Below are 23,250 nucleotides of genomic sequence, written 5' to 3'. Positions count from 1 at the left end.
TTTACCAGTGCTCAAGCCCTATGCCTGCCAGCCCGGCGAGAGCCGCGGGCGGCTTCACCCCGAAAGCATGTCCACTTTCCGCTCGCCGTTCCAGCGCGATCGGGACCGGATCATCCATTCTTCGGCCTTCCGACGGCTCAAGCACAAGACGCAGGTTTTCGTCGAACACGAGGGCGATTACTACCGCACGCGCCTGACCCACACCATCGAGGTGGCGCAGGTCGCGCGCACGATTGCAGGGACATTGGGGCTGAACACCGATCTGGCCGAGGCGGTGGCGCTGGCCCATGATCTGGGCCATCCGCCCTTCGGGCATACCGGCGAGGACGCGCTGGCCGAGCTGATGAAGCCCTATGGGGGCTTCGATCACAATGCGCAGGCGCTCCGGATCGTGACCAAGCTGGAGAAGCATTACGCGGGCTTCGATGGGCTGAACCTGACATGGGAGACGCTGGAAGGCATCGCCAAGCACAACGGGCCCGCGATTTCCGACAAGGGCGGTTCGCACAGTTTCCCGAGCCGCGAGGAACTGCCCTATGCGCTGGCCGAGGTCGATGCGGCCTGGGACCTGGAGCTGGAGACCAACGCCAGCGCTGAGGCGCAGGTGGCGGCCGTGGCCGATGACGTGGCTTATAATCACCACGATCTGCACGACGGGCTGCGCGCGGGGCTCTTCGACGAGGATGATCTGTGCGAATTGCCGGTGATCGGGGCCTGTTTCGCCGAGGTCGACAAACTGCATCCCGGTCTCGACCGCACGCGGCGCCAGCACGAGGCGCTGCGCCGGGTCTTCGGCGTGATGGTGGAGGACGTGATCGCGGTGGCCGAGAACCGGTTGACCTCGCTCGGGCCGCAATCGGTCGATGATATCCGGCAGATGGACGGGCCGATCATCCGCTTCTCGAAGCCGCTCTATCAAAGCCTCAAGGTGCTAAAGCAGTTCCTGTTCGAGCGCATGTATCGCGCGCCCTCCGTCGTGGTGGAGCGCAAGCGCGTGACCGAGATGATCAACGCGCTCTTCCCCCTGTTCATGGAACGCCCGGAGCTTTTGCCCGAGGAATGGCAGGAAGAAGTCTCGCGGGCCCGTATCCTCGGCGGCGACTGCACGCGGCCGGAATCGAAGCAGGCTCTCGCGCGGGTCGTGCTCGATTACGTGGCGGGTATGACGGATCGTTTCGCCATCCAGGAATATGATAGGCTGGTCGGGCGCGGGCGCTGAGGCGGAACCACTGGCCCTCCGTCTCGTTGTGCTCGCGAATGCAACGCATAGGAGGGATTCATGATCCGCAAGCACGCATCGGCCCATTGGGAAGGCACCATCAAGGGCGGCAAAGGCACGATTTCGACCGAGAGTGGCGCGCTGAAGGCGCAGCCCTACGGCTTCAATACCCGGTTCGAGGGTGAGCCCGGATCGAACCCGGAAGAGCTGATCGGCGCGGCTCATGCGTCCTGTTTCTCGATGGCGCTGTCGCTTCAGCTCGAAGAGGCGGGCGTCTCGGACGTGGTGATCGACACCAAGGCGGAAATCTCGCTCGACAAGGAAGGCGACGGTTTCGCGGTTAAGAAATCCGCGCTGACCTCGACCGTGAAGGGAACCGGCGACGAGGAGGCGATCCGCAAGGCCGCCGAGGGCGCGAAAGAAGGCTGCCCAATCTCGAAGCTGTTGAATTGCGAGATCACGCTCGACCTGACGATCAACTGATCCGGTCCTGAGCGAACAAAGCAAAAGGGCGCCCGGTGAGGCGCCCTTTTCATGGTTCGGCGGACGTGCTCAGCGCTTGAAGAGGTGCTTCTGCGCGTCACGGCTCGAATTGTCGTTGCGCTTTTCGGCGGCCAGAGCGCGGCCCGCCTTGACGGCGGGGCGCTCGCCTAACTCATCGAGCCAGCGTTTGAGGTTCGGCTTGTCGTCGAGCGTTTGCTCCTGCCCTTCCCAAAGCGAGGCCCAACCCCAGGACGCCATATCCGCGATCGAGTAGAAATCGCCCGCGAGGTAGCGGCTCTCCGCCAGACGACGATCCATCACGCCATAGAGCCGTCCCGTCTCGGCGCGGTAACGGTCCTTGGCATAGGGTAGGTCCTGCGAGGGTTCGAGCTTGGGTGCATATTTCAGGAAGTGGTGCGCCTGACCGGCCATCGGGCCCAGCCCGCCGACTTGCCAAAACAGCCATTCGTCGACCGCGATCCGGTCGCGCTCGGTCTCGCCATAGAATTGGCCGGTCTTGCGGGCGAGATATTGCAGGATCGCGCCGCTCTCGAAGATCGAGACGGGTTCGCCATCCGGGCCGTCGCGGTCGATGATCGCGGGCATCCGGTTGTTGGGCGAGATCTTCAGGAACTCCGGCTGGAATTGCTCCCCCTTGCCGATATCGACCAAGTGGGTCTCGTAGGGCAGGCCCATCTCTTCGAGGGCGATGGAAATCTTCCAGCCGTTCGGCGTGGGCCAAAAATAGAGGTCGATCATGGGGTCTCCGTCGGGTTAGGCGGCAGGGTCCGCTCTACTTTGCCGTGCGCTGGAACGAGGGCAATGCGAAACCCGATGTGCGCGGACGCGCAAACAGCCGCGACCAGCGGGGGTCTTGCGCCTTGGGCAGCACTTCGGCGAGGAACGGAAGCGGCAGCCGGTCGGGCTGACGCAGCACTTGACGGTAGAGGTCGAACAGCCCCTCGCGCATGTAGCAGGCGAAATGGCAGACGCGTTTTTCGGGCGGGGCGACGGGATAGCCCAGATCGTCGAGCACCTCGATCACCTCGGGCGCGTCGATCTGCAGATCGAGCCAGTTGCGCATGGGCTGCGACAGGCCATTTCCCAAAGACCGCTCGCGCCCGCAGGCTACACCCCACTCGAAGAGGAAGTCGAAAAGGTCGTTGTCGCGGCTCGTGACGTTGAGCACTTCGCAGGTCCGGCCCGCAGGGCTCGCCATCGCTTCCTCGGCGCGATTTTGAAATTCGGCGGCGGCCAGCAGAACCATCCGAGCTACTTGCCCGGCATGGGCGTGGCGGAGCGCCCGCAGGGCGACCCGCGCGCCCATCGAATGGCCGATGATCCCCACGGGACGCCCGGTCGCGGCATTCAGTGCGCCGATCAGGCGGGCAAGGCGCTGGGCGGCGATCTCGGCCATGTCGTAAATCCGGGTCAACCGTCCCGTCGACTGCCAACTGAACGCGATGCCGAGGCCCTCGCCGGGATTGGTCCCGTCGAAGCCAAGCGCACGCGGCCAGCTGATCGCGGTATGCAGATTGAAGGTCGGCTCCATCGCGAAGATGTGCTCGTAGGGATCGCGGCCCTCGACCCCTGCCGCGTAGCCGTAGCCGTGGATCATCACCACGATCGGGGCGCCCTCCGGCAGGGCGCGCGCCTGAGCGAGGACATCGGCGGGCAGCTCGGAGCTGGCATGGACCTTGAGAAGCGGCATTGGGGCCTCGGGGGAGGGGCGCAGGCGCGGGTTGATGTTTTAAATCGAACGCGGTTTTTCGCCCGAAAGTTCCCTTGCCTTCGCGTGAGCGCGCCGAGGCGGGGCATGGAACGCGACGCGCGCCGGGCCTCCTTTGGTGCGAACGGGACATCGCCGCTATGCGTTGACGCTACGCCCCCTGCGCGGTATCGCAGCCCCAAGTCGCGACAGACCGCCGCAGGAGGCACCGATGACCGAGCGCAAGACCCGCACCAAACTCGTCCATGACGGCATTCGCCGTAGCCAGTATGGCGAGATGGCCGAGGCGATGTTTCTGACGCAGGGCTTTGCCTACCCCTCGGCCGAAGCCGCAGAGGCACGGTTCCTCAATGCCTCCGACGACGAGTTCATCTATGCCCGTTACGGCAACCCCACGACGCGGATGTTCGAGGACCGGATGGCGTCGATCGAAGGCACCGAGGACGCCTTCGCCTGCGCCTCCGGCATGGCTGCGATCAACGGCGCGCTGACCTGCCTCGTGAAGGCGGGCGATCACATCGTGGCCGCGCGCCAGATGTTCGGATCCTGCCTGCATGTGCTGAAAGTGCTGCAGGGCTTCGGCGTGGATGTGACGCTGGTCGACGGGACCGATCTCGACGCCTGGCGCGCCGCGATGCGTCCCGAGACGAAGATCTGTTTCTTCGAGAGCGTCTCGAACCCCGGCCTCGAAGTGATGGATGTCGCCGGTATCGTGAAGATCGCTCATGAGGGCGGCGCGACGGTGGTGGTCGACAATGTCTTCGCCTCGCCGATCTTCTCGCGCGCGGTGGAGCTTGGCGCAGATGTAATCGTCTATTCCGCGACCAAGCACATCGATGGCGGCGGGCGCGTACTTGGCGGGGTCGTGCTGGGGTCGAAAGAGTATATCCGTGGCCCGCTGGAAACTTACGTCAAACACACCGGCGGCGCCATGAGCCCGTTCCACGCATGGGTTCTGCTGAGCGGGTTGCAGACGCTCGATCTGCGGGTGCGCGCGCAGGCCGCGAACGCCGCTGCGGTGGCGAGCGCCGTGGCCGGCCATGAGAAACTCGCCCGCACAGTCTATCCCGGTCTGATGGACCATCCACAGCATGCATTGGCGATGGAACAGATGGGCTCGGGCGGAACCATGCTCGCGCTCGACCTGAAGGGCGGCAAGGAGGCGGCGTTCCGCTTCCTCAACGCGCTGCAGATCGTGTCTATCTCGAACAACCTCGGCGACGCGAAATCCATCGCGACCCATCCGGCGACGACGACTCACAAGAATCTGTCTGAAGAGGAGCGGGCGGCGATCGCGATTACCCCCGGTCTGATCCGCGTTTCGATGGGGATCGAGGACGGGGGTGACCTGATCGCCGATATCAAGGAGGCGCTCGACGCCGCCTGATCGGGGTGAACCGATTTCCGCGAACCGGCGTATTGTCTTGGACATCAGCCCCAAAACCCCCATATCTGGCGGGACCGGGCATACCGGAGGACAGGATATGAACGTGCAAGGCAGGATCGAGACCCCCGACGATAACGACGCCCGCGCCGCGCTCGAGGTGCTGCGCGCATGGGCCGCGAAGGCCGATCCGGTCGAGGTGGCGCAGCTTGACCCGGCGATCGCGCGGCTCCTGCCGGACCGCGAGCTCTCGAACTACCCCGATCTGAGCCGCGAATATGACGACAGCTTCGAAGCCGACGCGGCTTACAAGGCGACGCTGCCCGACCTGCAGAACGGTCCGTCCTCGCTGATCGTGGGTGCCCATACCCGGATCGAACATGTCGGTATCTCGAACTTCCGGCTGCCGGTGCGGTTTCATACCCGCGACAACGGCGATCTGACGTTGGAGGCGTCGGTCACGGGCACGGTGAGCCTCGAGGCGGAGAAGAAGGGCATCAACATGTCCCGCGTGATGCGCAGCTTCTACGCCCATGCGGAGAAGACCTTCTCCTTCGAAGTGATGGAATCCGCGCTCGACGACTACATGGACGATCTCGAAAGCTTCGACGCGCGCCTGATGATGCGCGTCTCGTTCCCGGTAAAGCGGCCGTCGCTGCGTTCGGGGCTGGAGGGCTGGCAGTATTACGACATCGCGCTGGAGCTGATCGAGACGGCTGGTGTGCGCACCAAAGTTATTCACCTCGATTACGTTTATTCCTCCACGTGTCCGTGCTCGCTGGAGCTGTCAGAGCATGCTCGTGCCAGCCGCGGCCAGCTGGCCACGCCGCATTCGCAGCGCTCTGTCGCGCGGATTTCGGCGGTGGTCGAGCCCGGCAACGTTCTCTGGTTCGAGGACATGATCGATCTCGCCCGTGCCGCTGTGCCGACCGAGACGCAGGTGATGGTCAAGCGTGAGGACGAACAGGCTTTCGCCGAATTGAACGCAGCCAATCCGATCTTCGTCGAGGATGCCGTGCGCGCCTTCGCCGAGCGCCTTCTGGCCGAACCGCGCGTCGGGGACTTCCGCATCGTGGCCAGTCATCAGGAAAGCCTGCACAGCCATGACGCCGTGGCCATGCTGACCGAGGGCGAGACCTTCGCATCGGCCAGCGTCGATCCGAAGCTCTTCGCCACACTGATCCATCAGGGCTGAAGACGGGTAGGGACGCTGCCCCAGGGGGCAGGGCGCATCGCTATTGGTGCAAGTGGGGGGGCTCTGCCCCCGCCCTTCGGGCTCCCGGTGAATATTTTCGCAAGAGCGACGCCGGGCGCAGGGGCGCACGTCAGGCGAACAGATGCTGAACATGCCCCTTTCCCTCAGGGGGCCGAACCGCTAGATTGCCTCCCATGAATTGGGCTGATGACGACGATCCATATGAAGGGGCTGCGAGCCTGTCGCAACGTGCCATGGCGGGCGCCATGCAAGCGCGCGCGGCGCCGTATCTCGATAAACTGAACCCCCAACAGCGGCAGGCCGTCGAGACGCTCGACGGGCCGGTGCTGATGCTGGCAGGCGCGGGCACGGGCAAGACCTCGGCGCTGACCGCACGGATCGCGCATCTGATCCATACCGGCCGGGCACGCCCGAACGAGGTCTTGGCGGTGACCTTCACCAACAAGGCCGCGCGCGAGATGAAAGAGCGTGTGGGGCGCCACCTGGGCGGTGCGATCGAGGGGATGCCGTGGCTCGGCACCTTTCACTCGGTCTGCGTGAAGCTGTTGCGCCGCCATGCCGAGCTGGTGGGGCTGAAGTCGAATTTCACCATTCTCGACACCGACGACCAGATCCGGCTGCTTAAGCAGCTGATCGTCGCCGCGAATATGGACGAGAAACGCTGGCCGGCACGGCAACTGGCGGGGCTGATCGACGGCTGGAAGAACAAGGCGCTGACGCCCGAGAAGGTCTCGGGCCGCGAGACCGCGGCCTTCGACAATCGCGGATCCGAGCTTTACGCCGCCTATCAGGCGCGGCTGAAGACGCTCAACGCGGTCGATTTCGGCGATCTGCTGCTGCACATGGTCACGATCTTCCAGACCCAGCCGGACGTATTGGCGCAATATCAACGCTGGTTCCGTTACATCCTCGTCGATGAGTATCAGGACACGAACGTCGCGCAATACCTGTGGCTGCGGCTTCTGGCGCAGGGGCATAAGAACATCTGCTGCGTGGGCGATGACGACCAGTCGATCTATGGCTGGCGCGGCGCCGAGGTCGGCAACATCCTGAAGTTCGAGAAGGATTTCCCGGGCGCGGCGGTGATCCGGCTGGAGCAAAATTACCGCTCGACCGAACATATCCTCTCCGCCGCGTCCGGGCTGATCACGGCCAATGAGGGCCGTCTGGGCAAGGAGCTCTGGACCGAAGCCGAGGGCGGCGAAAAGGTGCGCCTGATCGGCCATTGGGACGGCGAGGAAGAGGCGCGCTGGATCGGCGAGGAGGTCGAGGCGATTCAACGCGGCACCCGTGGCAATCCGCCGATCAGTCTGAATTCGCAGGCGATTCTCGTGCGCGCCTCGCATCAGATGCGGGCCTTCGAGGACCGCTTCCTGACCATTGGTTTGCCCTATCGCGTCATCGGCGGCCCGCGCTTCTACGAGCGGCTCGAAATTCGCGACGCGATGGCCTATTTCCGCCTCGTGACCTCGCCCGATGATGATCTGGCTTTCGAGCGGATCATCAACACGCCCAAGCGCGGCCTTGGCGACAAGGCGCAGCAGCGCATTCAGGTGGCTGCGCGCGAGAACGGGCTGAGCCTGCTTGACGGCGCGCGGATGCTGGTGGCCGAGGGTGCGCTTTCGGGCAAGGCGGCCGGACAGCTGCGGCTCTTCGTCGAGAATGTCGCGCGCTGGCACGAGGAGGTCGTGCAGGCCTCGCCTGCGACCGCCGTGACGCGGGCCGAGGATGACGAGCTGCTGATCGAGCCCGCCGAGGATGGTGTGGCGCCCGCAAATGACCTCAGCCATGTGCGTCTGGCCGAACGGATCCTCGAGGAATCCGGCTATGTCGAGATGTGGCAGAACGACAAGACGCCGGAAGCACCGGGGCGGCTCGAGAACCTCAAGGAACTCGTCAAGGCGTTGGAGCAGTTCGACAATCTGCAGGGCTTCCTCGAACACGTCGCGCTGATCATGGACAATGACAAGGCCGAGACCGAGGAGAAAGTCTCGATCATGACACTGCATGCGGCCAAAGGTCTGGAATTCCCCGTGGTCTTTCTGCCGGGCTGGGAGGACGGGCTGTTCCCGTCGCAGCGCTCGATGGACGAGAGCGGGTTGAAGGGCCTCGAGGAAGAGCGCCGTCTGGCCTATGTCGGCATCACCCGCGCCGAGGAGCTGTGCACGATTTCCTTCGCTGGAAACCGGCGGGTCTACGGCCAATGGCAAAGCCAGATGCCCTCGCGCTTCATCGACGAACTACCGCCCGCCCATATCGACGTGCTGACCCCTCCGGGTCTCTATGGCGGCGGCATGAACGGGGGCGGCTTTGGTGGCTCCAGCGCGATGGAAGACCGCGTCTCGCGCGCCGATGTCTACAACTCGCCCGGCTGGCGGCGGCTGCAAAATGCGCAATCGCGCGGGGTCAGCCAGCCGCGCGAGGCCCGCCACATGGTGATCGACGCCAAGGGCGAGAGCGATTACGAGATCGGCGACCGGGTCTTCCACAAGAAATTCGGCTATGGCGAGGTAATGGGCTCGGAAGGCGACAAGCTCGTCGTCGAATTCGACAAGGCGGGCGAGAAACGTCTGCTGTCGAGCTTTGTCGTGCCCGCCGCGGATGCCGACGACGTGCCGTTTTAACTCTTCGCCGTGGCGCAAATATCCCGAGGGGGCAGCGCCCCCTCGCTCCGTCTGGTTTAGCTCACCAGCCCCGGCACCGGCAGCCCCGCCGATTGCCAGAGCAGCATGAAGTTCAGCCCCAGCACCATGAGCGCGCCCAGCACGGCGAGCCAGAGAAGCGGCCCGCGCAGGGCGAACTTGCCCATGAGGTCGCTCCGCCGCGCGAAGATCAGGAGTGCCACCATGGGGACGGGCAGGGCGATCGACAGGACGACCTGGCTCATCACCAGGGCGTCGGTGGTGTTTACCCCGAGCCATACCACGACGAAGGCAGGTGCCATCGTGATGACCCGGCGCAGCCAGACCGGGATGCGCCGGCGGATGAAGCCTTGCATGATCATCTGCCCCGCCATCGTACCGACGACCGACGAGGATACTCCCGAGGCGATCAACGAGGTCAGGAAGGCGGCGGCGGCGAAACCGCCCAAGAGCGGCGTCAGCGTATGATAGGCGCTCTCGATTTCGGCCACTTCGGAATGGCCGCTATGGAAGGCCGAGGCCGCCATGATCACCATCGCCATGTTGACCATCCCCGCAATCGCGAGCGCGATGATCACCTCAAGGTTGGAGAATTTCACTAGCCGTGCCTTCTGCACCGGGTCGGGGGTCAGCGCGCGGTTCTGCGTCAGACCGGAATGCAGGAAGATCGCATGCGGCATAACGGTCGCGCCGATGATGCCCACCGCGATCGTGAGCGCTTTGGCGTCGGGCATCGCGGGTGTGATCAACCCTTGCACGGCCCCGGACCAGTCGACCGGCGCTACGAACATCTCCGCGAGGTAGCACGCCCCGATCAGCGCCACGAGCGCGCCGATCACGATCTCCATCGGTCGGAAGCCGCCGCGCTCGAACAGCAAGATCGCATAGGTGACGACGGCGGTGACGCCCATTCCCCAGATCAGCGGCCAGCCGAACAGGAGCGAAAGCCCCAAGGCGCCGCCCAGAAACTCCGCCAGATCGGTGGCCATCGCCGCAATCTCCGAGACGATCCACATCGCGATCGTCACGGGTTTCGAGAAATTCTCGCGCGACAGTTCCGCGAGGTTCTTGCCGGTCACGATGCCGACGCGCGCCGAGATCGCCTGAAACAGCATCGCGATCAGGTTCGCGCCGAGAACGACCCACAAAAGCGCATAGCCGTAGCCCGCGCCCGCTTGGATGTTCGTCGCGTAGTTGCCCGGGTCCATATAGGCGACCGAGGCGATCACCGCCGGCCCGAAGAACAACAGAAACCCGCCGCGCCGGTTGCCCGACAGCACCGCTTCCATGGCCGTGCGGGTGCGGCTGGTCATGTTTTCCTTGCGGATAAGTTCGGTCATGGGGCTCCTCGTGGATACGTCTTCGGCGAAATGTAGCCTTGGCTACAAGATTCGCAAGTGGCTAATTTTCGTTGACAGCTCGACGCGCCTCGCGCGAAGCTTTGCTTGGCATATCGGGCGCGACAGGTTATCCGGTCCGCTCTGGAAATGGCGCCCGACTGGCCCCGACAGGCACTGAGACCGAGACCGTCAAGGCAGGCGAATGACTGACACCGATCCCTCCCAGATCAAGGGGTTCAACCGGGCCCGAGAGCGTGCGGCGCGCGCGCTGCTGGAAGACTATGTCGAGATGATCGCCGATCTGACGGCGGAATTCGGCGAGGCCCGTATCACCGAGATCGCCGCACGACTCGGGGTGGCCCATCCGACCGCGACCAAGGCGGTCGCGCGACTCAAGCGCGAAGGGCTCGCAGTGTCGCGGCCCTATCGCGGGGTGTTCCTGACGGAGACGGGGGAGGCGCTGGCCGCCCAGGTGCGCGAACGCCATCGCACCGTTGTGGCCCTGTTGCGCGCGGTGGGCGTGCCGGAAGAGGTCGCGGAGCTCGATGCCGAAGGGATCGAGCATCATGTCTCGTCCCGTACGCTGGAGGCGTTCGAGGCTTTCCTCGCTTCAAAGGCTGGCAAATAGCGCCGAGAGCCGCTCGGCCTCGCCGACGAGCCCCCAGGGCGGGTTCACGATGAACATCCCAGAGCCGATCATGCCGTGGCCTTCGCGGGCAGGCGGGAAACGTACCTCGTGGCTCAGCGCTTCGGGGAAATCGCGGCGCAGGGTGCGGACCATCGCCTCCTGCGCGCCCGAGGCCAGCATCGGATACCAAAGCGCGATGATGCCGACGTTCCATTTCTTCGCGATATGACCGATCAGCTTCGGCATCGCCGTGTAATCGGCTTTCTCCTCGAAGCTCGGATCGATCAGCATCATCCCGCGGCGCGGGGTGGGGGGCGTCAGCGCGAGCGCCATCTCGCGCCCGTCTGCCTTGTGCAGGACCGCTCCGCTGCGTCGTGTTGCGCTTCGCAGGGCGGAAAACTCCTGCGGGTGCAGTTCACATAGCTGAATCGTGTCCATCGGGCGCAACAGCGCCTGTGCCACTAGGGGTGAGCCCGGATAGGCCTGCGCCCCGTGTTGCGCCCGCACCGCTGCCAGCGCGCGCATGTAGGGATGATCGGGGGCGAACCAGCCCAAGTCTTCCACCCGGGCGATCCCGGCTGCCGCCTCGCCCGTCTTCGCCGCTTCCGCCCCGTCAAGCGCGTAAAGCCCGCGCCCGGCATGGGTTTCGAGGTAGCTCAGCGGCTTGTCCTTGCGCGTGAGGTAATCGAGCGCAGACGCAAGCAGCGCATGCTTGTGCACATCGGCCAGATTTCCGGCGTGATAGGCGTGTTGGTAAGACAGCATCGGTTCGGTCTCCTTGGGCCCTTCCTGCCGGTCAGCGCGCGCGAGGGCAATGCTCTTCTTCTCGGGAGACGTATCCCGGGGGTGCGCGAGGCGTGCGGGGCGGAGCCTCTCCGAAGGTTCATCTGGCAGGGGGATAAAAGAAAACGACGGCGCCCAGGGAGGAGGAGGGGCGCCGCCGTCTCTTTTCTGCCGTCAGGTCTCAGGGAGGAGGAGAGAGACCCTTCGGCACTGTCGACACCGCTTCAGGGAGGAGGAGGAAGCGGCGTCACACCCTCGGGTCCAGGGAGGAGGAGAGGACCCTCGGTATCTGGTTGGCGGCACCCTCAGGGAGGAGGAGGAGGGCGCCGCCGAAACGATTGGCCCAGGGAGGAGGAGAGGGCCTTTCGTATCAAATTGGACCTGCCGGTCCGGATATCAAGTGCTGCACTGCAGCATGCGACAGCCTGTCGCATATTTCCGCCGATGATAGGCGGCGACCTCAGGGAGGAGGAGAGAGGTCGCCGCCTGCTCGGCGCGGATCCCTCAGGGAGGAGGAGGAGAGATCCGGGCAGCTTTGGTCCGGCATCGCGGCGTCTCGCCGCTTGGGGCCGGTATGTCTTGGTGTGGCGGCGCTCTCAGGGAGGAGGAGAGAGAGCGCCGCCCAAGTTCCGAGCCCCAGGGAGGAGGAGAGGGGCTCAGGAAGAGAATTACTTGCCGTATGCGGCCTCATAGGCCACGCGGGTGATCATCGAGCTGTGCAGCCCGAGGTCGTTCAGTTCGCGGCTGCTGAGCGAGCGCAGCTCGTTGAGCGTCTGGCGATACACCTTGCGGCGGGCCAGGGCTTCGAACAGTTTCGATTTCAGTGCGGCGAAGCCGCTGTCGTTCAGTTGGATGTCTTGTGCGAGTGCCATCGTATCAGCCTCATCTATCTACTTGCGAGGGTCGCTGCTGGTTCCAGCTTGTCGACCCATTTCGTTACTTCTTGTTCCGTCGTCGTTGGAGCAAAGATGGCGCTAATGCTGCGGTTGCACAATGCCGGGAAGCCTCAATGCCGCCATGCAGAAAATGCATGAATGATTCTGACCTATTTTCGGGAGAGAGGCGCAAGATATTTGCGCTCCCCTCGCGGGGCATGGGGGATTCCTGACCGTATGGGCAGTTCTCGACTTGAACTGCGCGGCAAAAACGCCACAGTTCCGGCCAAATCACGAGTATGCGGGCGGATAATGGACCCGGGAATGGAGGAATCTGCATGGCTCTGAGCAAGGAAACGGTTCTTGCGACGTTGCAAACGGTGGAAGTGCCGGGCGGCGGGACCGCTGTGAGCCGCGATCTCGTGCGCGCGCTCGCGGTGCAAGACGGCGTGGTGCGCTTCGTGCTCGAAGGCGCGCCGCAACCCGAACTGGAGGCGATGCGCCCCACGCTGGAGGCGGCGATCAAGGCGCTCCCAGAGGTGACGAGCGTGACGGTCGTCGTGCCTTCGGGCCCTCCGCGCGGCCTCGGCGGTACGGCGCAACAGTCGCAACAGCGTGGTCCCGCGATCGGGGGGCATCCCAAGCCCCAGCAGGGGCCGCAAAAGGTGCCGGGCGTGAAGAAGATCATCGCCGTGGGGTCGGGCAAGGGTGGCGTGGGCAAATCTACCGTCGCCTCTAACCTCGCCGTGGCGCTGACGCGCGCGGGCAAGCGGGTTGGGCTGCTGGATGCCGATATCTATGGTCCCTCGCTGCCGCGCATGATGGGGGCGAGCAAGCGGCCGGCCTCGCCGGATGGCCAGACGATCCTGCCGTTGCAGGCGCATGGCGTCACGCTGATGTCGGTCGGCCTCATGCTGAAAGAGAGCGAAGCGGTGATCTGGCGCGGCCCGATGCTGATGGGTGCGATGCAGCAGATGCTGTTCCAGGTGAAGTGGGACGAATACGGCCCGCTCGACGTGCTTTTGATCGATCTGCCGCCGGGGACGGGGGATGTGCAGCTCACGCTGTGTCAGAAAACCGAGCTGGACGGGGCGATCATCGTCTCGACCCCGCAGGACGTGGCACTTCTCGATGCGAAGAAGGCGATCGACATGTTCCAGCGGCTGAAGACGCCGATCCATGGGCTGGTCGAGAATATGTCCTCTTACGTCTGTCCGAATTGTGGCCACGAGGCGCATCTCTTTGGTCATGGCGGCGTCGCAGCGGAGGCGAAATCGCTGGGGTTGCCGTTCCTCGGTGCGCTGCCCGTTGACCTGGACGTGCGGCTCGCGGGTGACGCGGGCACCCCGGTCGCCGCGAGCGAGGGGCCGGCAGCCGAAGGCTACGCCACTCTTGCGCGTGGGCTGATCGACCGCGATCTGATCTGATCTGGCGGCGAAGGTTGCTCTGGGAAAGGCGTCCTCAACGGACGCCTTTTTCATGTTCGCGGGAAGGTCATGGGAAATCATGGCACCTTCCATGGAACTTCACGAGGGCGTAGAGAGCGCGTGAGCCGGGATTCGCAGAGATTCTTGGTGGAATCACGGCGTATTCACATCGGCTCGCGCAAAATCACGCCGCGGTGAGCGCGGAAAATGGTGCCTCAGGTGGCTCCAATTGCGGCTTAAAAATCACAGGTTCCATCTCGATTGAAATTTTTTGGGATTTCGTGGGAGAGCTTGGTCTGCGTTCGCAGCTACCAGATATGGTAAATTTTTTCTTCATGATGCCTAGGGATATGCGATAAGGCGCGCAGGGCCTTGGGGCGGGGTGCTGCTGCGGACAAGATCTACCCAATCTTCGGCAAATTTTTTCTTGCGTGCCATGAATTCCCGTGGCATCCCTAATTCATCGGAAGCGAATGCAAATAGAGGCACCAAGACCTCACGGCGAAAAGCAGGTTTCATACAGGCCATCGCTTCACGAAAACAAAGAGATCCGGCGCGCGAGCGAGCAGACATCCCATCCCCCCAGGTGGCGCGTGCAGTCGGACATACCCAGTGATGGGAACGAGGGCGGCGGATTGGGCAGTGGCAGCAGCCCAATCCGCCGTTTTCATTCCGGGCCCGGCCCGGCGGGACAGGTGATAGGAGCGCGCTTTGGCGGGCATGTTCATAGGCGAATACACCTTCAAGGTGGACAGTAAGGGTCGCGTGTCGATCCCCGCGCTGTTTCGTCGTGAGCTCGAAGAGGGTGACCCCGAGCGCCCGAACAAAGATCGCCCCCGGATGGTCATCGTCTACGGTGCCGATACTCAGAAAATGCTTCAGATCTACACGCAGGCCGCTTTCGAGGCGCTGGCTGCCGATATCGCGGCGCTGCCGCGCGGCTCGAAGCAGCGCACGATCCTCCAGCGGATGGTTCTGTCCAAATCGCATCCGACCGAAGTCGATCCCGACGGCCGCCTCGTTCTCCCGGCGGCCTTGCGTACGAAGATCGGTCTCGACAAGGAGGCCTATTTCTCCGGCGTGGGCGAGACCTTCGAAATCTGGAACCCCGAGACCTTCGCCGCTGCCGATGAAGCCAATATCGATCAGTGGATCGAAGAGCAGGGCGAAGATTTCGACCCTCTCAGCCTTTTGTCGCAGGGGTGAGCCATGACGGATCGGGACGCCCTGCCAGACGCCCCCCACGTCCCGGTTTTGCTGCGGCCGCTCCTTCGGGCGGTCGCGCCTGTCTCTGGGACCTGGCTTGACGGAACCTTCGGTGCGGGCGGCTATGCGCGCGGTTTGCTTGAGGCGGGTGCCGACAAGGTGATCGGCGTGGATCGCGATCCGGCGGTTTTCGAGATGGCCGAGGCGTGGCGCGGCGAATACGGCGACCGGCTGGAGTTGGTCGAAGGCACGTTCTCCGAACTCGATACCTATTCCGACGAATTGCTCGACGGGGTGGTGCTGGATCTCGGCGTCTCCTCGATGCAACTCGATCAGGCCGATCGTGGCTTTTCCTTCATGCGCGACGGGCCGCTCGACATGCGGATGTCGCAGGAAGGGCCGTCGGCTGCCGATCTGGTCAACGAGACGGATGAGGGCGAACTCGCTGATATCCTTTATCAATATGGCGAGGAGCGCGCCTCGCGCCGGATCGCCAAGGCCATCGTCGAGGCGCGCAAGGTTCAGCCATTCGAGACCACGCAACAGCTCGTCAAGGTGATCGAGCGCTGCCTGCCGCGCCCGAAACCGGGGCAAAGCCATCCCGCAACGCGCAGCTTTCAGGGCCTGCGCATCGCGGTGAACGACGAATTCGGCCAGTTGATCGAGGGGCTCGAGGCCGCGGAACGTGCGCTGAAACCCGGCGGGCTGCTGGCGGTGGTCAGCTTCCACTCGCTCGAAGACCGGGTGGTGAAGCGCTTCTTCGCTGCGCGCTCGTCGACGGGCGGGGGCGGTTCGCGCCACGCGCCGGTTCAGCAAGCCCTTGATCCCGCGTTTGAAATTACCGTGAAAGGCGACGGGCCCGACGAAGAGGAACTGGCGGAAAACCCGCGTGCACGCTCGGCTCGGTTGCGGGTGGGGCGGCGCACGGATGCGCCCGCCGGCAAGGCCGATCGCACGCAACTGGGGCTTCCGAAGCTTGTCACCGGGGAAAAGAAGGGGAAACGCCGTTGAGATTGCTTGCCTATCTTGCCGCCTCTGCCTGTGTGCTCGCGCTCGCCTTCTGGGCCTATCACGTCAATTACGACACCCAGGACCGGATCGACGAGCTGCGCGACCTCAATCGGGAAATCGCCTCGCTGAACGAGGGTCTGACCGTGCTCAACGCCGAATGGGCTTATCTCAACCGCCCGCAGCGCCTGCGCGAACTGGTCAATCTCAACTTCACCTCGTTGCATCTTCTGCCGATGACGCCAGAGCAATTCGGAACCGTCGCCCAGATTGCCTACCCGACACCGCAGGCCGATGATACTGGTGCGTCCGGCACCGATTTGGCCGGCCTTTCCGATCCTGTCGAGGTCAAGGCTGATCCCGAGGGAGGGAACTGATGCGTACGCCCCTTCGCCCGCTCGCCCGTATCCTCGACGCCCGCGAAAAAGGCGAGAACCCCGACGCGATCGAACGCGAGAACCGCCGTCTGCGCGGCGAGGCCACCCGTGACAAGGCGCGTCAAAGCGCCGAAGGCCGTCTGCTGGTGATGTCGGTGATCTTCCTTGCGGCCTTCCTGACGGTGGGACTGCGCATGGGCTCTTTCGCCGCCGCGCGCCCCGAAGAGCCGCAGACCGATTCCACGACCGAGCAGATTCACGCCCAACGCGCCGATATCGTCGACCGCAAGGGCAGGGTGCTCGCGACGAACCTGCTGACCCACTCGCTCTACGCGCAGCCGCCGATGATGATCGACCCGCTGGGCACGGTGGACAAGCTGGTGAAGATTTTCCCCGATCTCGACCGCGACCGGCTGAAGAAGGACTTCACCGGCCATCGCAAGTTCGTCTGGATCAAGCGCCGCATCAGCCCGGAGCAGATGCAGGCTGTTCACGATATCGGCGATCCCGGCCTTCTGTTCGGCCCGCGGGAGATGCGGCTTTATCCCAACGGCCATCTCGCCTCGCATATTCTTGGCGGCGCGCGCTACGGCACAGAAGGCGTGAACTCCGCCGAGATTCTCGGCGTGGCAGGGATCGAGAAGGAATATGACAGCTGGCTGCGCGATCCGGCCAATGGCGGGCAGCCGCTCAAGCTCTCGCTCGATCTGACCGTGCAATCGGCGCTAGAGGATGTGCTGTCGGGCGGCATGAAGCTGATGAACGCCAAGGGCGCGACCGCGGTACTGATGAAGGTCCACACCGGCGAGATCGTCGCGATGGCGAGCCTGCCCGATTTCGACCCGAACGACCGCCCCGCGCCGCTTCTGAAGGGCGACCCCTCCGACAGCCCGCTGTTCAACCGCGCGGTTCAGGGGATGTACGAGCTCGGCTCCACCTTCAAGATTTTCGCGGTGTCGCAGGCGATGCAGGATGGTCTGGTCACGCCCGAGACGATGATCGACACCAAGGGTCCGCTGCGCTGGGGCAAGTTCCGCATCCACGATTTTCACAATTACGGCAAGCAGTTGTCGGTCACCGACGTGATCGTGCACAGCTCGAATATCGGCACCGCGCGGATCGTCCAGAAGATCGGCCCCGAGAAGCAGCGCGAGTTCCTCGGCAAGCTGGGCCTTCTGGAGCCTTCGCCGGTGGAACTGATCGAGGCGCCGACGGGCCGTCCGATCCTGCCGAAGAACTGGTCGGAGCTGTCCGCGATGACAATCGGCTACGGGCACGGTCTCTCCGACAGCCCGCTGCAGCTTGCGACGGCCTATGCGACGATCGCCAATGACGGGCGGCGCGTGCTGCCGACGCTGATCGCCAATGGCGGCCCGCGCAAGCCGCACAAGCAGGAATTCGGCGCCCCGGAAGGCGCGCAGGTCGTGTCCCCGGAGGTTGCCCATAAGGCGCTCGCGATGATGCGCGCCGTTGTGACGCGCGGCACCGCAAGCTACGGCAATGTCGAGGGCTATCAGGTCGCGGGGAAGACCGGCACCGCCGACAAGCCCGATCCGCAGGGCGGCTATTACGACAAGAAGGTGATCTCGACCTTCGCGGGCGTCTTCCCGGTGACCAATCCCGAATATGTGCTGGTTCTGACGCTGGACGAGCCGACGGATACCTCCGGCGACACTCCGCGCCGCACCGCAGGCTGGACCGCCGTGCCGGTTGCGGCCGAGACGATCCGCCGTGTCGCGCCGCTTCTGGGTCTGCGCCCCGAACCGACGACACCCGACACGCTCGACGGCATCAGTCTGGTCAAGAAAGACTGACGTTTTCGGGGTCGGTACGCGGGTGTCACGCCACGTGCATGAACCCGCGCATAGAGACAGGGGGCAGGGCCTGTCGCCTTGACCTCGCAGACGTGTCGCCGGATAAGTGCGGCGAGCTGAATAAAGGACGGATACGATGGCTGCGGGCACCAAAATGCTGAGCGAATTGGGGCTGACGCCGCTGCAGGGCGCAGACTGCGCGATCTCGGGACTGTCGGTCGACAGTCGGCAGGTCAAACCGGGCCATCTTTTTGCGGCGTTGCCGGGCACGCAGATCCACGGGGCCGAGTTCATTCCTTACGCGTTGCGCATGGGCGCAGCCGCAGTGCTGACCGATCGCGCGGGCGAGCAAACCGCGCGCGAGGCGCTCGCGGGCACCGATACGGCCATAGTCGTCACGCAAGATCCGCGTCAGGCGCTCGCTTTCGCGGCAGCGCTGTGGTTCGAGCGCCAGCCCGAGACGATGATCGCGGTGACCGGCACCAACGGCAAGACTTCGGTCGCGACCTTTACCCGCCAGATTTGGCAGTTGCTGGGATTCGAGGCCGCGAATATCGGCACGACAGGCGTCGAGGGCAGCTATGCCGCACCTTCGCCGCATACGACGCCCGAGCCGATCACCCTGCATCGCTTGCTCTCGGATATTGCTGCCGTCGGCGTGACCCATGCCGCGATGGAGGCCTCGTCGCACGGGCTCGCGCAGCGTCGGTTGGATGGTGTGACGCTCTCGGCGGCCGCTTTCACCAACTTCTCGCAAGATCACCTCGATTACCACGCGAGCTTCGACGAGTATTTCGCGGCCAAAGCTGGGCTCTTCACCCGGGTCCTGCCCGAAGACGGAGCGGCGGTGATCAATCTCGACGATCCCAAGGGGGAGGAACTCGCGCGCTATATCACTGCGCGCGGTCAGGAGCTGATCGGGATCGGCCATACCGAACGCTGCGAGATGCAGATTCTCGGGCAGCGGTTCGATGCAACCGGTCAGGATGTGCGCTTCGCCTGGGAAGGCTGGACCCAGATGACTCGCCTGCCGCTGATCGGCGGGTTCCAGGCGATGAATGTGCTTACCGGTGCGGCGCTCGCCATCGCGTGCGGCGCCGACCCCGAGGAGGTCTTCGCGACACTGCCGAAGCTCTCCACCGTGCGCGGGCGGATGCAACTGGCTGCCACCCGCGACAACGGCGCGACGGTCTTCGTCGATTACGCCCACACGCCGGATGCGGTGCAGACCGCGCTGAAGGCGCTGCGCCCGCATGTGATGGGCCGCCTGATCGCCATCGTCGGCGCAGGCGGGGATCGGGACGCGACGAAGCGCCCGCTGATGGGCAAGGCCGCCGCCGAGAATGCCGACATTGTCATCGTGACCGACGACAATCCGCGCTCGGAAGATCCCGCAACGATCCGCGCTGCCGTGCTGGAAGGCGCGCCAAAGGCGCTCGAAGTGGGCGACCGGGCCGAGGCGATCCTGCGCGGCGTCGATCTGCTGCAGCCCGGCGATGCGCTGCTGGTAATGGGCAAGGGCCATGAGAGCGGACAGATCATCGGCTCGGACACCTACCCGTTCGACGACGCCGAGCAGGCCTCGGTCGCTGTTGCCGCGCTGGACGGGAAAATCTGATGGCCGTTCTCTGGACCTCGAGCGACGCGGCTGCCGCCACCGATGGTGAGGCCACGCAGGCTTTCGCCGCGACCGGAATTTCCATCGACACCCGGACCATTCATCCGGGCGATCTTTTCGTCGCGCTCAAAGATGTGCGAGACGGCCATGACTTCGTGCGACAGGCGCTCGACAAAGGCGCGGCGGCGGCGATGGTCAGTCGCATTCCCGAGGGCTGCTCGAAAGACGACCCGCTGCTGATCGTCGATGACGTCCTCGCGGGCCTAGAAGCTTTGGGGCGGGCGGGGCGCGCAAGGGCGCGGGCCCGTGTGCTCGCCGTCACCGGCTCGGTCGGCAAGACGTCGAGCAAAGAGATGCTGCGCGCTGTCCTCTCCGCTCAAGGCAAGGTTCACGCGGCCGAGGCGAGCTTCAACAATCACTGGGGCGTCCCGATCACGCTGGCGCGCCTGCCGCAGGACGCCGATTTCGCCGTGATCGAGATCGGGATGAGCAATCCGGGCGAGATCGCGCCGCTGGCGAAACTGGCGCAGCCCCATGCCGCGATGATAACGACCGTCGCGCCCGCGCATCTCGCGGCCTTCGAGAGTATCGAAGGCATCGCGCATGAGAAGGCGTCGATCTTCCAAGGCCTCGTCGAGGGCGGCACTGCGATCGTGCCGACCGGGCTGGAGACCTCCGACATCCTGCGCGAGGCCGCCCAGCAGGCAGGAACAATGGTCACCTTCGGCCCCGAGCCGGGCTCGGACTACCGTCTTGTCGAGGCCCGCATCTCGGGCGACGCAACCGTTGTTCAGGCGGACCACCATGGCACGTCGATCCTGTTCAAGGTGATGACCCCGGGGCGGCATTTCGCGGCCAACGCGCTCGGCGTGCTGGCCTTGGCCGAAGCCGCGGGTTGCGATCCGACCATTGCCGCGATGGATTTGGGCAACTGGCAGCCCCCCGCCGGGCGCGGTCAGCGCGAGCGGGTCTATATGGATGTGGTGGACGAGGCCGAGAGCTTCGACCTCTTCGACGACGCGTTCAACGCGAACCCCGCCTCGATGGCCGCAGCGCTCGAAGTTCTGGCAGGCGCCAAGCCACGCGACGGTGTTGGGCGCACCGCGAAAGGGCGGCGCATCGCGATCCTTGGCGACATGCTGGAGCTGGGCGAGGACGAAACGGCGCTGCACGCGGCCATCGCCGATCACCCGGCCATGGCGAAGGTCGACCTCGTGCATCTCGCGGGACCGCGCATGGCGGCGCTTCGCGAAGCCCTGCCGCGCACCAAGCGGGGAGAATGGTATGAAACGGCGGACAAGCTGGCAGAGCGTGCCCGCCACCTGATCGACCCCGGCGACGTGGTGCTGGTCAAAGGCTCGAAGGGCTCCAAGGTGAGCCTCGTCGTGAGCGTATTGAGAAAACTCGGCCAGCCCGGAGCGGCCGAGGCCCATAAGGGAAAAGACTAATGTTGTATTGGCTGACCGACTTCTCCGATGGCGGGGGCGTCTTCAACCTGTTCCGCTACATCACCTTCCGTGCGGGGGCGGCGTTCTTCACGGCGCTGCTGGTGGGGTTCATTTTCGGACCCTGGCTGATCGGGATTCTGCGCCGCACTCAGGGGAAGGGGCAGCCGATCCGCGATGACGGGCCCGAGGGGCATATCTCCAAGGCCGGGACGCCCACGATGGGCGGTATCCTGATCCTCACCGCGTTGTTGGTGTCGACGCTCCTCTGGGCGCGGCTCGACAACGGATATATCTGGGTCGTGCTGATGGTGACCTACGGCTACGCCGCAATCGGCTTCGCCGACGATTACGCCAAGGTTTCCAAGCAGAACACCAAAGGGGTCAGCAGCAAGGCGCGGCTCGCGCTCGGCTTCCTGCTCGCGCTTCTGGCGTCGCTCCTGACGTGGTATCTGCACCCGTCCGATCTGGAAGGGCGGCTGTCGATCCCGTTCTTCAAGGATCTGGTGCTGAACCTAGGCTATTTCTACATTCCCTTCGCGATGATCGTGATCGTGGGCGCGGCCAATGCGGTGAACCTGACCGACGGGCTCGACGGGCTCGCGATCATGCCGGTGATGATCGCCGCAGGTACGCTGGGCGCGATCGCCTATGTCGTGGGCCGCACCGACTTCACCGATTATCTCGGCGTGCAATTCGTGCCCGGCACCGGGGAACTGGTGATCTTCACCGCGGCGCTGATGGGGGGCGGTCTGGGCTTTCTGTGGTACAACGCGCCGCCGGCGGCGGTCTTCATGGGCGACACCGGCAGCCTCGCGCTTGGCGGCGCGATCGGCGCGATCGCGGTCTGCACCCAGCACGAGATCGTCCTCGGCATCGTCGGCGGGCTCTTCGTGGTCGAGGCGCTCTCGGTGATCATCCAGGTCGCCTATTTCAAACGCACCGGCAAACGGGTCTTCCTGATGGCCCCGATCCACCACCATTTCGAAAAGAAGGGGTGGTCGGAGCCGCAGATCGTCATCCGTTTCTGGATCATCTCGCTGATCCTCGCGCTGATCGGTCTGGCGACACTGAAGATCCGCTGACCCGCACATCTTTTTCCCCGATCGCGCCCCGCGCGCGATCTCTTCCGGCGCGCTTTGGTTCCTCGAGGCGCGCCGTGGTTTTTCTCAAAATTATTTGAGCGAACCAGAGCGGAATTCGTTGGTTGTCTCCCCGAACCGCGACGCGAGATGTCGCAAAAGTTTTTTAGCGAGGAGACCCCGATGACCCGCAAGTTCAACATCATCCTTTCGACGACCGCTCTTGCCGCTACGCTCTCGCTCGGCGCCGTTGCCACCTACGCAAATGGCGTGACCCAGGGCAGCAACGCGGAGAACGGCCAGTACGGTCTCGTCGACTACAAGATGCAGGTCGTTCCGAACGATCAGACCTCCACGGGCAACCCGCCCGCCGTGAACGTCACCACGGGGAGCGACGTCAACAACACCGCCGGTGTCGCCGGCAAGAAAGTCGGCGCCGCGACGGCCGAACAGACCTCGAACGGTGGTGAATCGATCCCGGCGCAGAACCAGCTGAAAACGGATGCCGGCATCGTCGGTAACGAGGTTCAGGCAGGCGTTGACGACGCCGTCGTGTCTTCGGACGGTGCTGCGGTCGGTACGATCACGAAGGTCATGAACATGGGCAAGACCGACCAGGTCTATGTCCGCACCGATGACACGCTCGACACGGCTGTCTCGATGTTCAAGATCACCGTTCCGGCGTCGGAAGTCGGCTCGGGCAAACTGACCCTCAACGCGAGCCTGTCGGATATCCTGACGGAGCTCGAAAAGCAGCAAGACCAGAAGTCGTAATCTAACGACCGGACCAAGAAGACCCTTTTCGGCGCGCACGGTTCCTCCCCCTCCGTGCGCGCCGTTTTTGCGTGTCTTACCCTCTCCGCGCCGTGTTCCCCCTTTCCCCTTCGTATCGGTTCAAATATCCCGGAGGTGCGGGGGCAGGCCCCTGCGGCGCTGAGCGCGACAGGTCTGAAGGGCGGGGCATTCCCGCGAGG

General features: G+C 64.4%; 20 protein-coding genes. 15 read left to right on the top strand and 5 right to left on the bottom strand.

Annotated features, from left to right (window positions below; translation table 11 throughout):
- Positions 1 to 7 precede the first annotated feature (7 nt).
- Positions 8 to 1,219: a deoxyguanosinetriphosphate triphosphohydrolase gene (locus tag B6V74_RS01940; RefSeq protein ID WP_075774417.1), complete on the top strand. Its 1,212-nt coding sequence runs from the start codon at positions 8 to 10 to the stop codon at positions 1,217 to 1,219.
- Positions 1,220 to 1,279: 60 nt separating this feature from the next.
- Positions 1,280 to 1,702 (top strand): OsmC family protein, encoded by a 423-nt coding sequence (locus tag B6V74_RS01935; RefSeq protein WP_075774418.1) that lies wholly within the window; start codon positions 1,280 to 1,282, stop codon positions 1,700 to 1,702.
- A gap of 69 nt (positions 1,703 to 1,771) precedes the next feature.
- On the opposite strand, the gene B6V74_RS01930 is transcribed toward B6V74_RS01935, so the two are convergent.
- Together B6V74_RS01930 and B6V74_RS01925 are read right to left on the bottom strand one after the other, a co-directional pair.
- On the bottom strand, positions 1,772 to 2,461 hold the full coding sequence (locus B6V74_RS01930; RefSeq protein WP_088721814.1) for a glutathione S-transferase N-terminal domain-containing protein: 690 nt from the start codon (positions 2,459 to 2,461) through the stop codon (positions 1,772 to 1,774).
- A 34-nt stretch (positions 2,462 to 2,495) separates the two neighbouring features.
- A complete protein-coding gene (locus tag B6V74_RS01925) occupies positions 2,496 to 3,413 on the bottom strand; it encodes an alpha/beta fold hydrolase (protein WP_088721813.1) in 918 nt (305 codons plus the stop codon).
- Positions 3,414 to 3,642: 229 nt separating this feature from the next.
- Here B6V74_RS01925 and metZ point away from each other — a divergent pair, with 229 nt between their 5' ends.
- The 3 genes from metZ to B6V74_RS01910 all read left to right on the top strand — a co-directional run bounded on the left by metZ (position 3,643) and on the right by B6V74_RS01910 (position 8,655).
- Positions 3,643 to 4,818, top strand: a complete 1,176-nt coding sequence (gene metZ, locus B6V74_RS01920; RefSeq protein WP_088718939.1) for an O-succinylhomoserine sulfhydrylase — start codon at positions 3,643 to 3,645, stop codon at positions 4,816 to 4,818.
- 97 nt (positions 4,819 to 4,915) lie between these two features.
- Positions 4,916 to 6,010, top strand: coding sequence for a GTP cyclohydrolase FolE2 (folE2, locus tag B6V74_RS01915; RefSeq protein WP_075774422.1), 1,095 nt, complete (start codon positions 4,916 to 4,918; stop codon positions 6,008 to 6,010).
- Positions 6,011 to 6,204: 194 nt separating this feature from the next.
- A complete protein-coding gene (locus B6V74_RS01910; RefSeq protein WP_088721812.1) occupies positions 6,205 to 8,655 on the top strand; it encodes a UvrD-helicase domain-containing protein in 2,451 nt (816 codons plus the stop codon).
- A 56-nt stretch (positions 8,656 to 8,711) separates the two neighbouring features.
- On the opposite strand, the gene B6V74_RS01905 is transcribed toward B6V74_RS01910, so the two are convergent.
- Entirely contained in the window at positions 8,712 to 10,013 is a 1,302-nt protein-coding gene (locus B6V74_RS01905) for an Nramp family divalent metal transporter (RefSeq protein ID WP_088721811.1), read from the bottom strand.
- Between the two features lie 202 nt (positions 10,014 to 10,215).
- Between B6V74_RS01905 and mntR the strand changes: the two genes are divergently transcribed.
- Positions 10,216 to 10,641, top strand: a complete 426-nt coding sequence (gene mntR, locus B6V74_RS01900; RefSeq protein WP_075774425.1) for a manganese-binding transcriptional regulator MntR — start codon at positions 10,216 to 10,218, stop codon at positions 10,639 to 10,641.
- Here mntR and rlmJ read toward each other — a convergent pair.
- Both rlmJ and B6V74_RS01890 read right to left on the bottom strand, forming a co-directional pair.
- Positions 10,624 to 11,406 carry a 23S rRNA (adenine(2030)-N(6))-methyltransferase RlmJ gene (gene rlmJ / locus B6V74_RS01895; RefSeq protein WP_088721810.1) on the bottom strand — a complete coding sequence of 261 codons (783 nt, stop codon included), beginning with the start codon at positions 11,404 to 11,406 and terminating at the stop codon, positions 10,624 to 10,626. The genes mntR and rlmJ overlap by 18 nt on opposite strands.
- 686 nt (positions 11,407 to 12,092) lie before the next feature.
- Complete coding sequence (locus B6V74_RS01890) at positions 12,093 to 12,296, bottom strand: DUF1127 domain-containing protein (protein ID WP_088718934.1); 204 nt, start codon at positions 12,294 to 12,296, stop codon at positions 12,093 to 12,095.
- A gap of 341 nt (positions 12,297 to 12,637) precedes the next feature.
- Between B6V74_RS01890 and B6V74_RS01885 the strand changes: the two genes are divergently transcribed.
- The 9 genes from B6V74_RS01885 to B6V74_RS01845 all read left to right on the top strand — a co-directional run bounded on the left by B6V74_RS01885 (position 12,638) and on the right by B6V74_RS01845 (position 23,050).
- Positions 12,638 to 13,726, top strand: a complete 1,089-nt coding sequence (locus B6V74_RS01885; protein WP_088718933.1) for an Mrp/NBP35 family ATP-binding protein — start codon at positions 12,638 to 12,640, stop codon at positions 13,724 to 13,726.
- A gap of 720 nt (positions 13,727 to 14,446) precedes the next feature.
- A complete protein-coding gene (mraZ, locus tag B6V74_RS01880; protein ID WP_078520010.1) occupies positions 14,447 to 14,932 on the top strand; it encodes a division/cell wall cluster transcriptional repressor MraZ in 486 nt (161 codons plus the stop codon).
- 3 nt (positions 14,933 to 14,935) lie between these two features.
- Positions 14,936 to 15,943, top strand: a complete 1,008-nt coding sequence (gene rsmH / locus B6V74_RS01875; protein WP_088721809.1) for a 16S rRNA (cytosine(1402)-N(4))-methyltransferase RsmH — start codon at positions 14,936 to 14,938, stop codon at positions 15,941 to 15,943.
- Positions 15,940 to 16,317: a cell division protein FtsL gene (locus B6V74_RS01870; protein ID WP_075774430.1), complete on the top strand. Its 378-nt coding sequence runs from the start codon at positions 15,940 to 15,942 to the stop codon at positions 16,315 to 16,317. Before rsmH ends, B6V74_RS01870 begins: the two co-directional genes overlap by 4 nt.
- The gene (locus B6V74_RS01865; protein WP_240496904.1) at positions 16,317 to 18,131 is read left to right on the top strand and encodes a penicillin-binding protein 2; all 1,815 of its coding nucleotides are present in this window, start codon (positions 16,317 to 16,319) and stop codon (positions 18,129 to 18,131) included. Before B6V74_RS01870 ends, B6V74_RS01865 begins: the two co-directional genes overlap by 1 nt.
- A 136-nt stretch (positions 18,132 to 18,267) precedes the next feature.
- Entirely contained in the window at positions 18,268 to 19,749 is a 1,482-nt protein-coding gene (locus B6V74_RS01860; protein WP_088721808.1) for a UDP-N-acetylmuramoyl-L-alanyl-D-glutamate--2,6-diaminopimelate ligase, read from the top strand.
- Entirely contained in the window at positions 19,749 to 21,197 is a 1,449-nt protein-coding gene (murF, locus tag B6V74_RS01855) for a UDP-N-acetylmuramoyl-tripeptide--D-alanyl-D-alanine ligase (RefSeq protein ID WP_088721807.1), read from the top strand. Before B6V74_RS01860 ends, murF begins: the two co-directional genes overlap by 1 nt.
- Positions 21,197 to 22,279 carry a phospho-N-acetylmuramoyl-pentapeptide-transferase gene (gene mraY, locus B6V74_RS01850; RefSeq protein ID WP_075774434.1) on the top strand — a complete coding sequence of 361 codons (1,083 nt, stop codon included), beginning with the start codon at positions 21,197 to 21,199 and terminating at the stop codon, positions 22,277 to 22,279. Before murF ends, mraY begins: the two co-directional genes overlap by 1 nt.
- Before the next feature lie 180 nt (positions 22,280 to 22,459).
- Entirely contained in the window at positions 22,460 to 23,050 is a 591-nt protein-coding gene (locus B6V74_RS01845) for a hypothetical protein (RefSeq protein ID WP_088721806.1), read from the top strand.
- Positions 23,051 to 23,250 lie beyond the last annotated feature (200 nt).

The sequence above is a fragment of the Thioclava sp. F42-5 genome, assembly GCF_002213195.1.
Classification (GTDB): Bacteria; Pseudomonadota; Alphaproteobacteria; order Rhodobacterales; family Rhodobacteraceae; genus Thioclava; species Thioclava nitratireducens.
The sequence above is the reverse complement of the archived record's forward strand: the minus strand, read 5'-3'. Positions and strand labels throughout refer to the sequence as shown.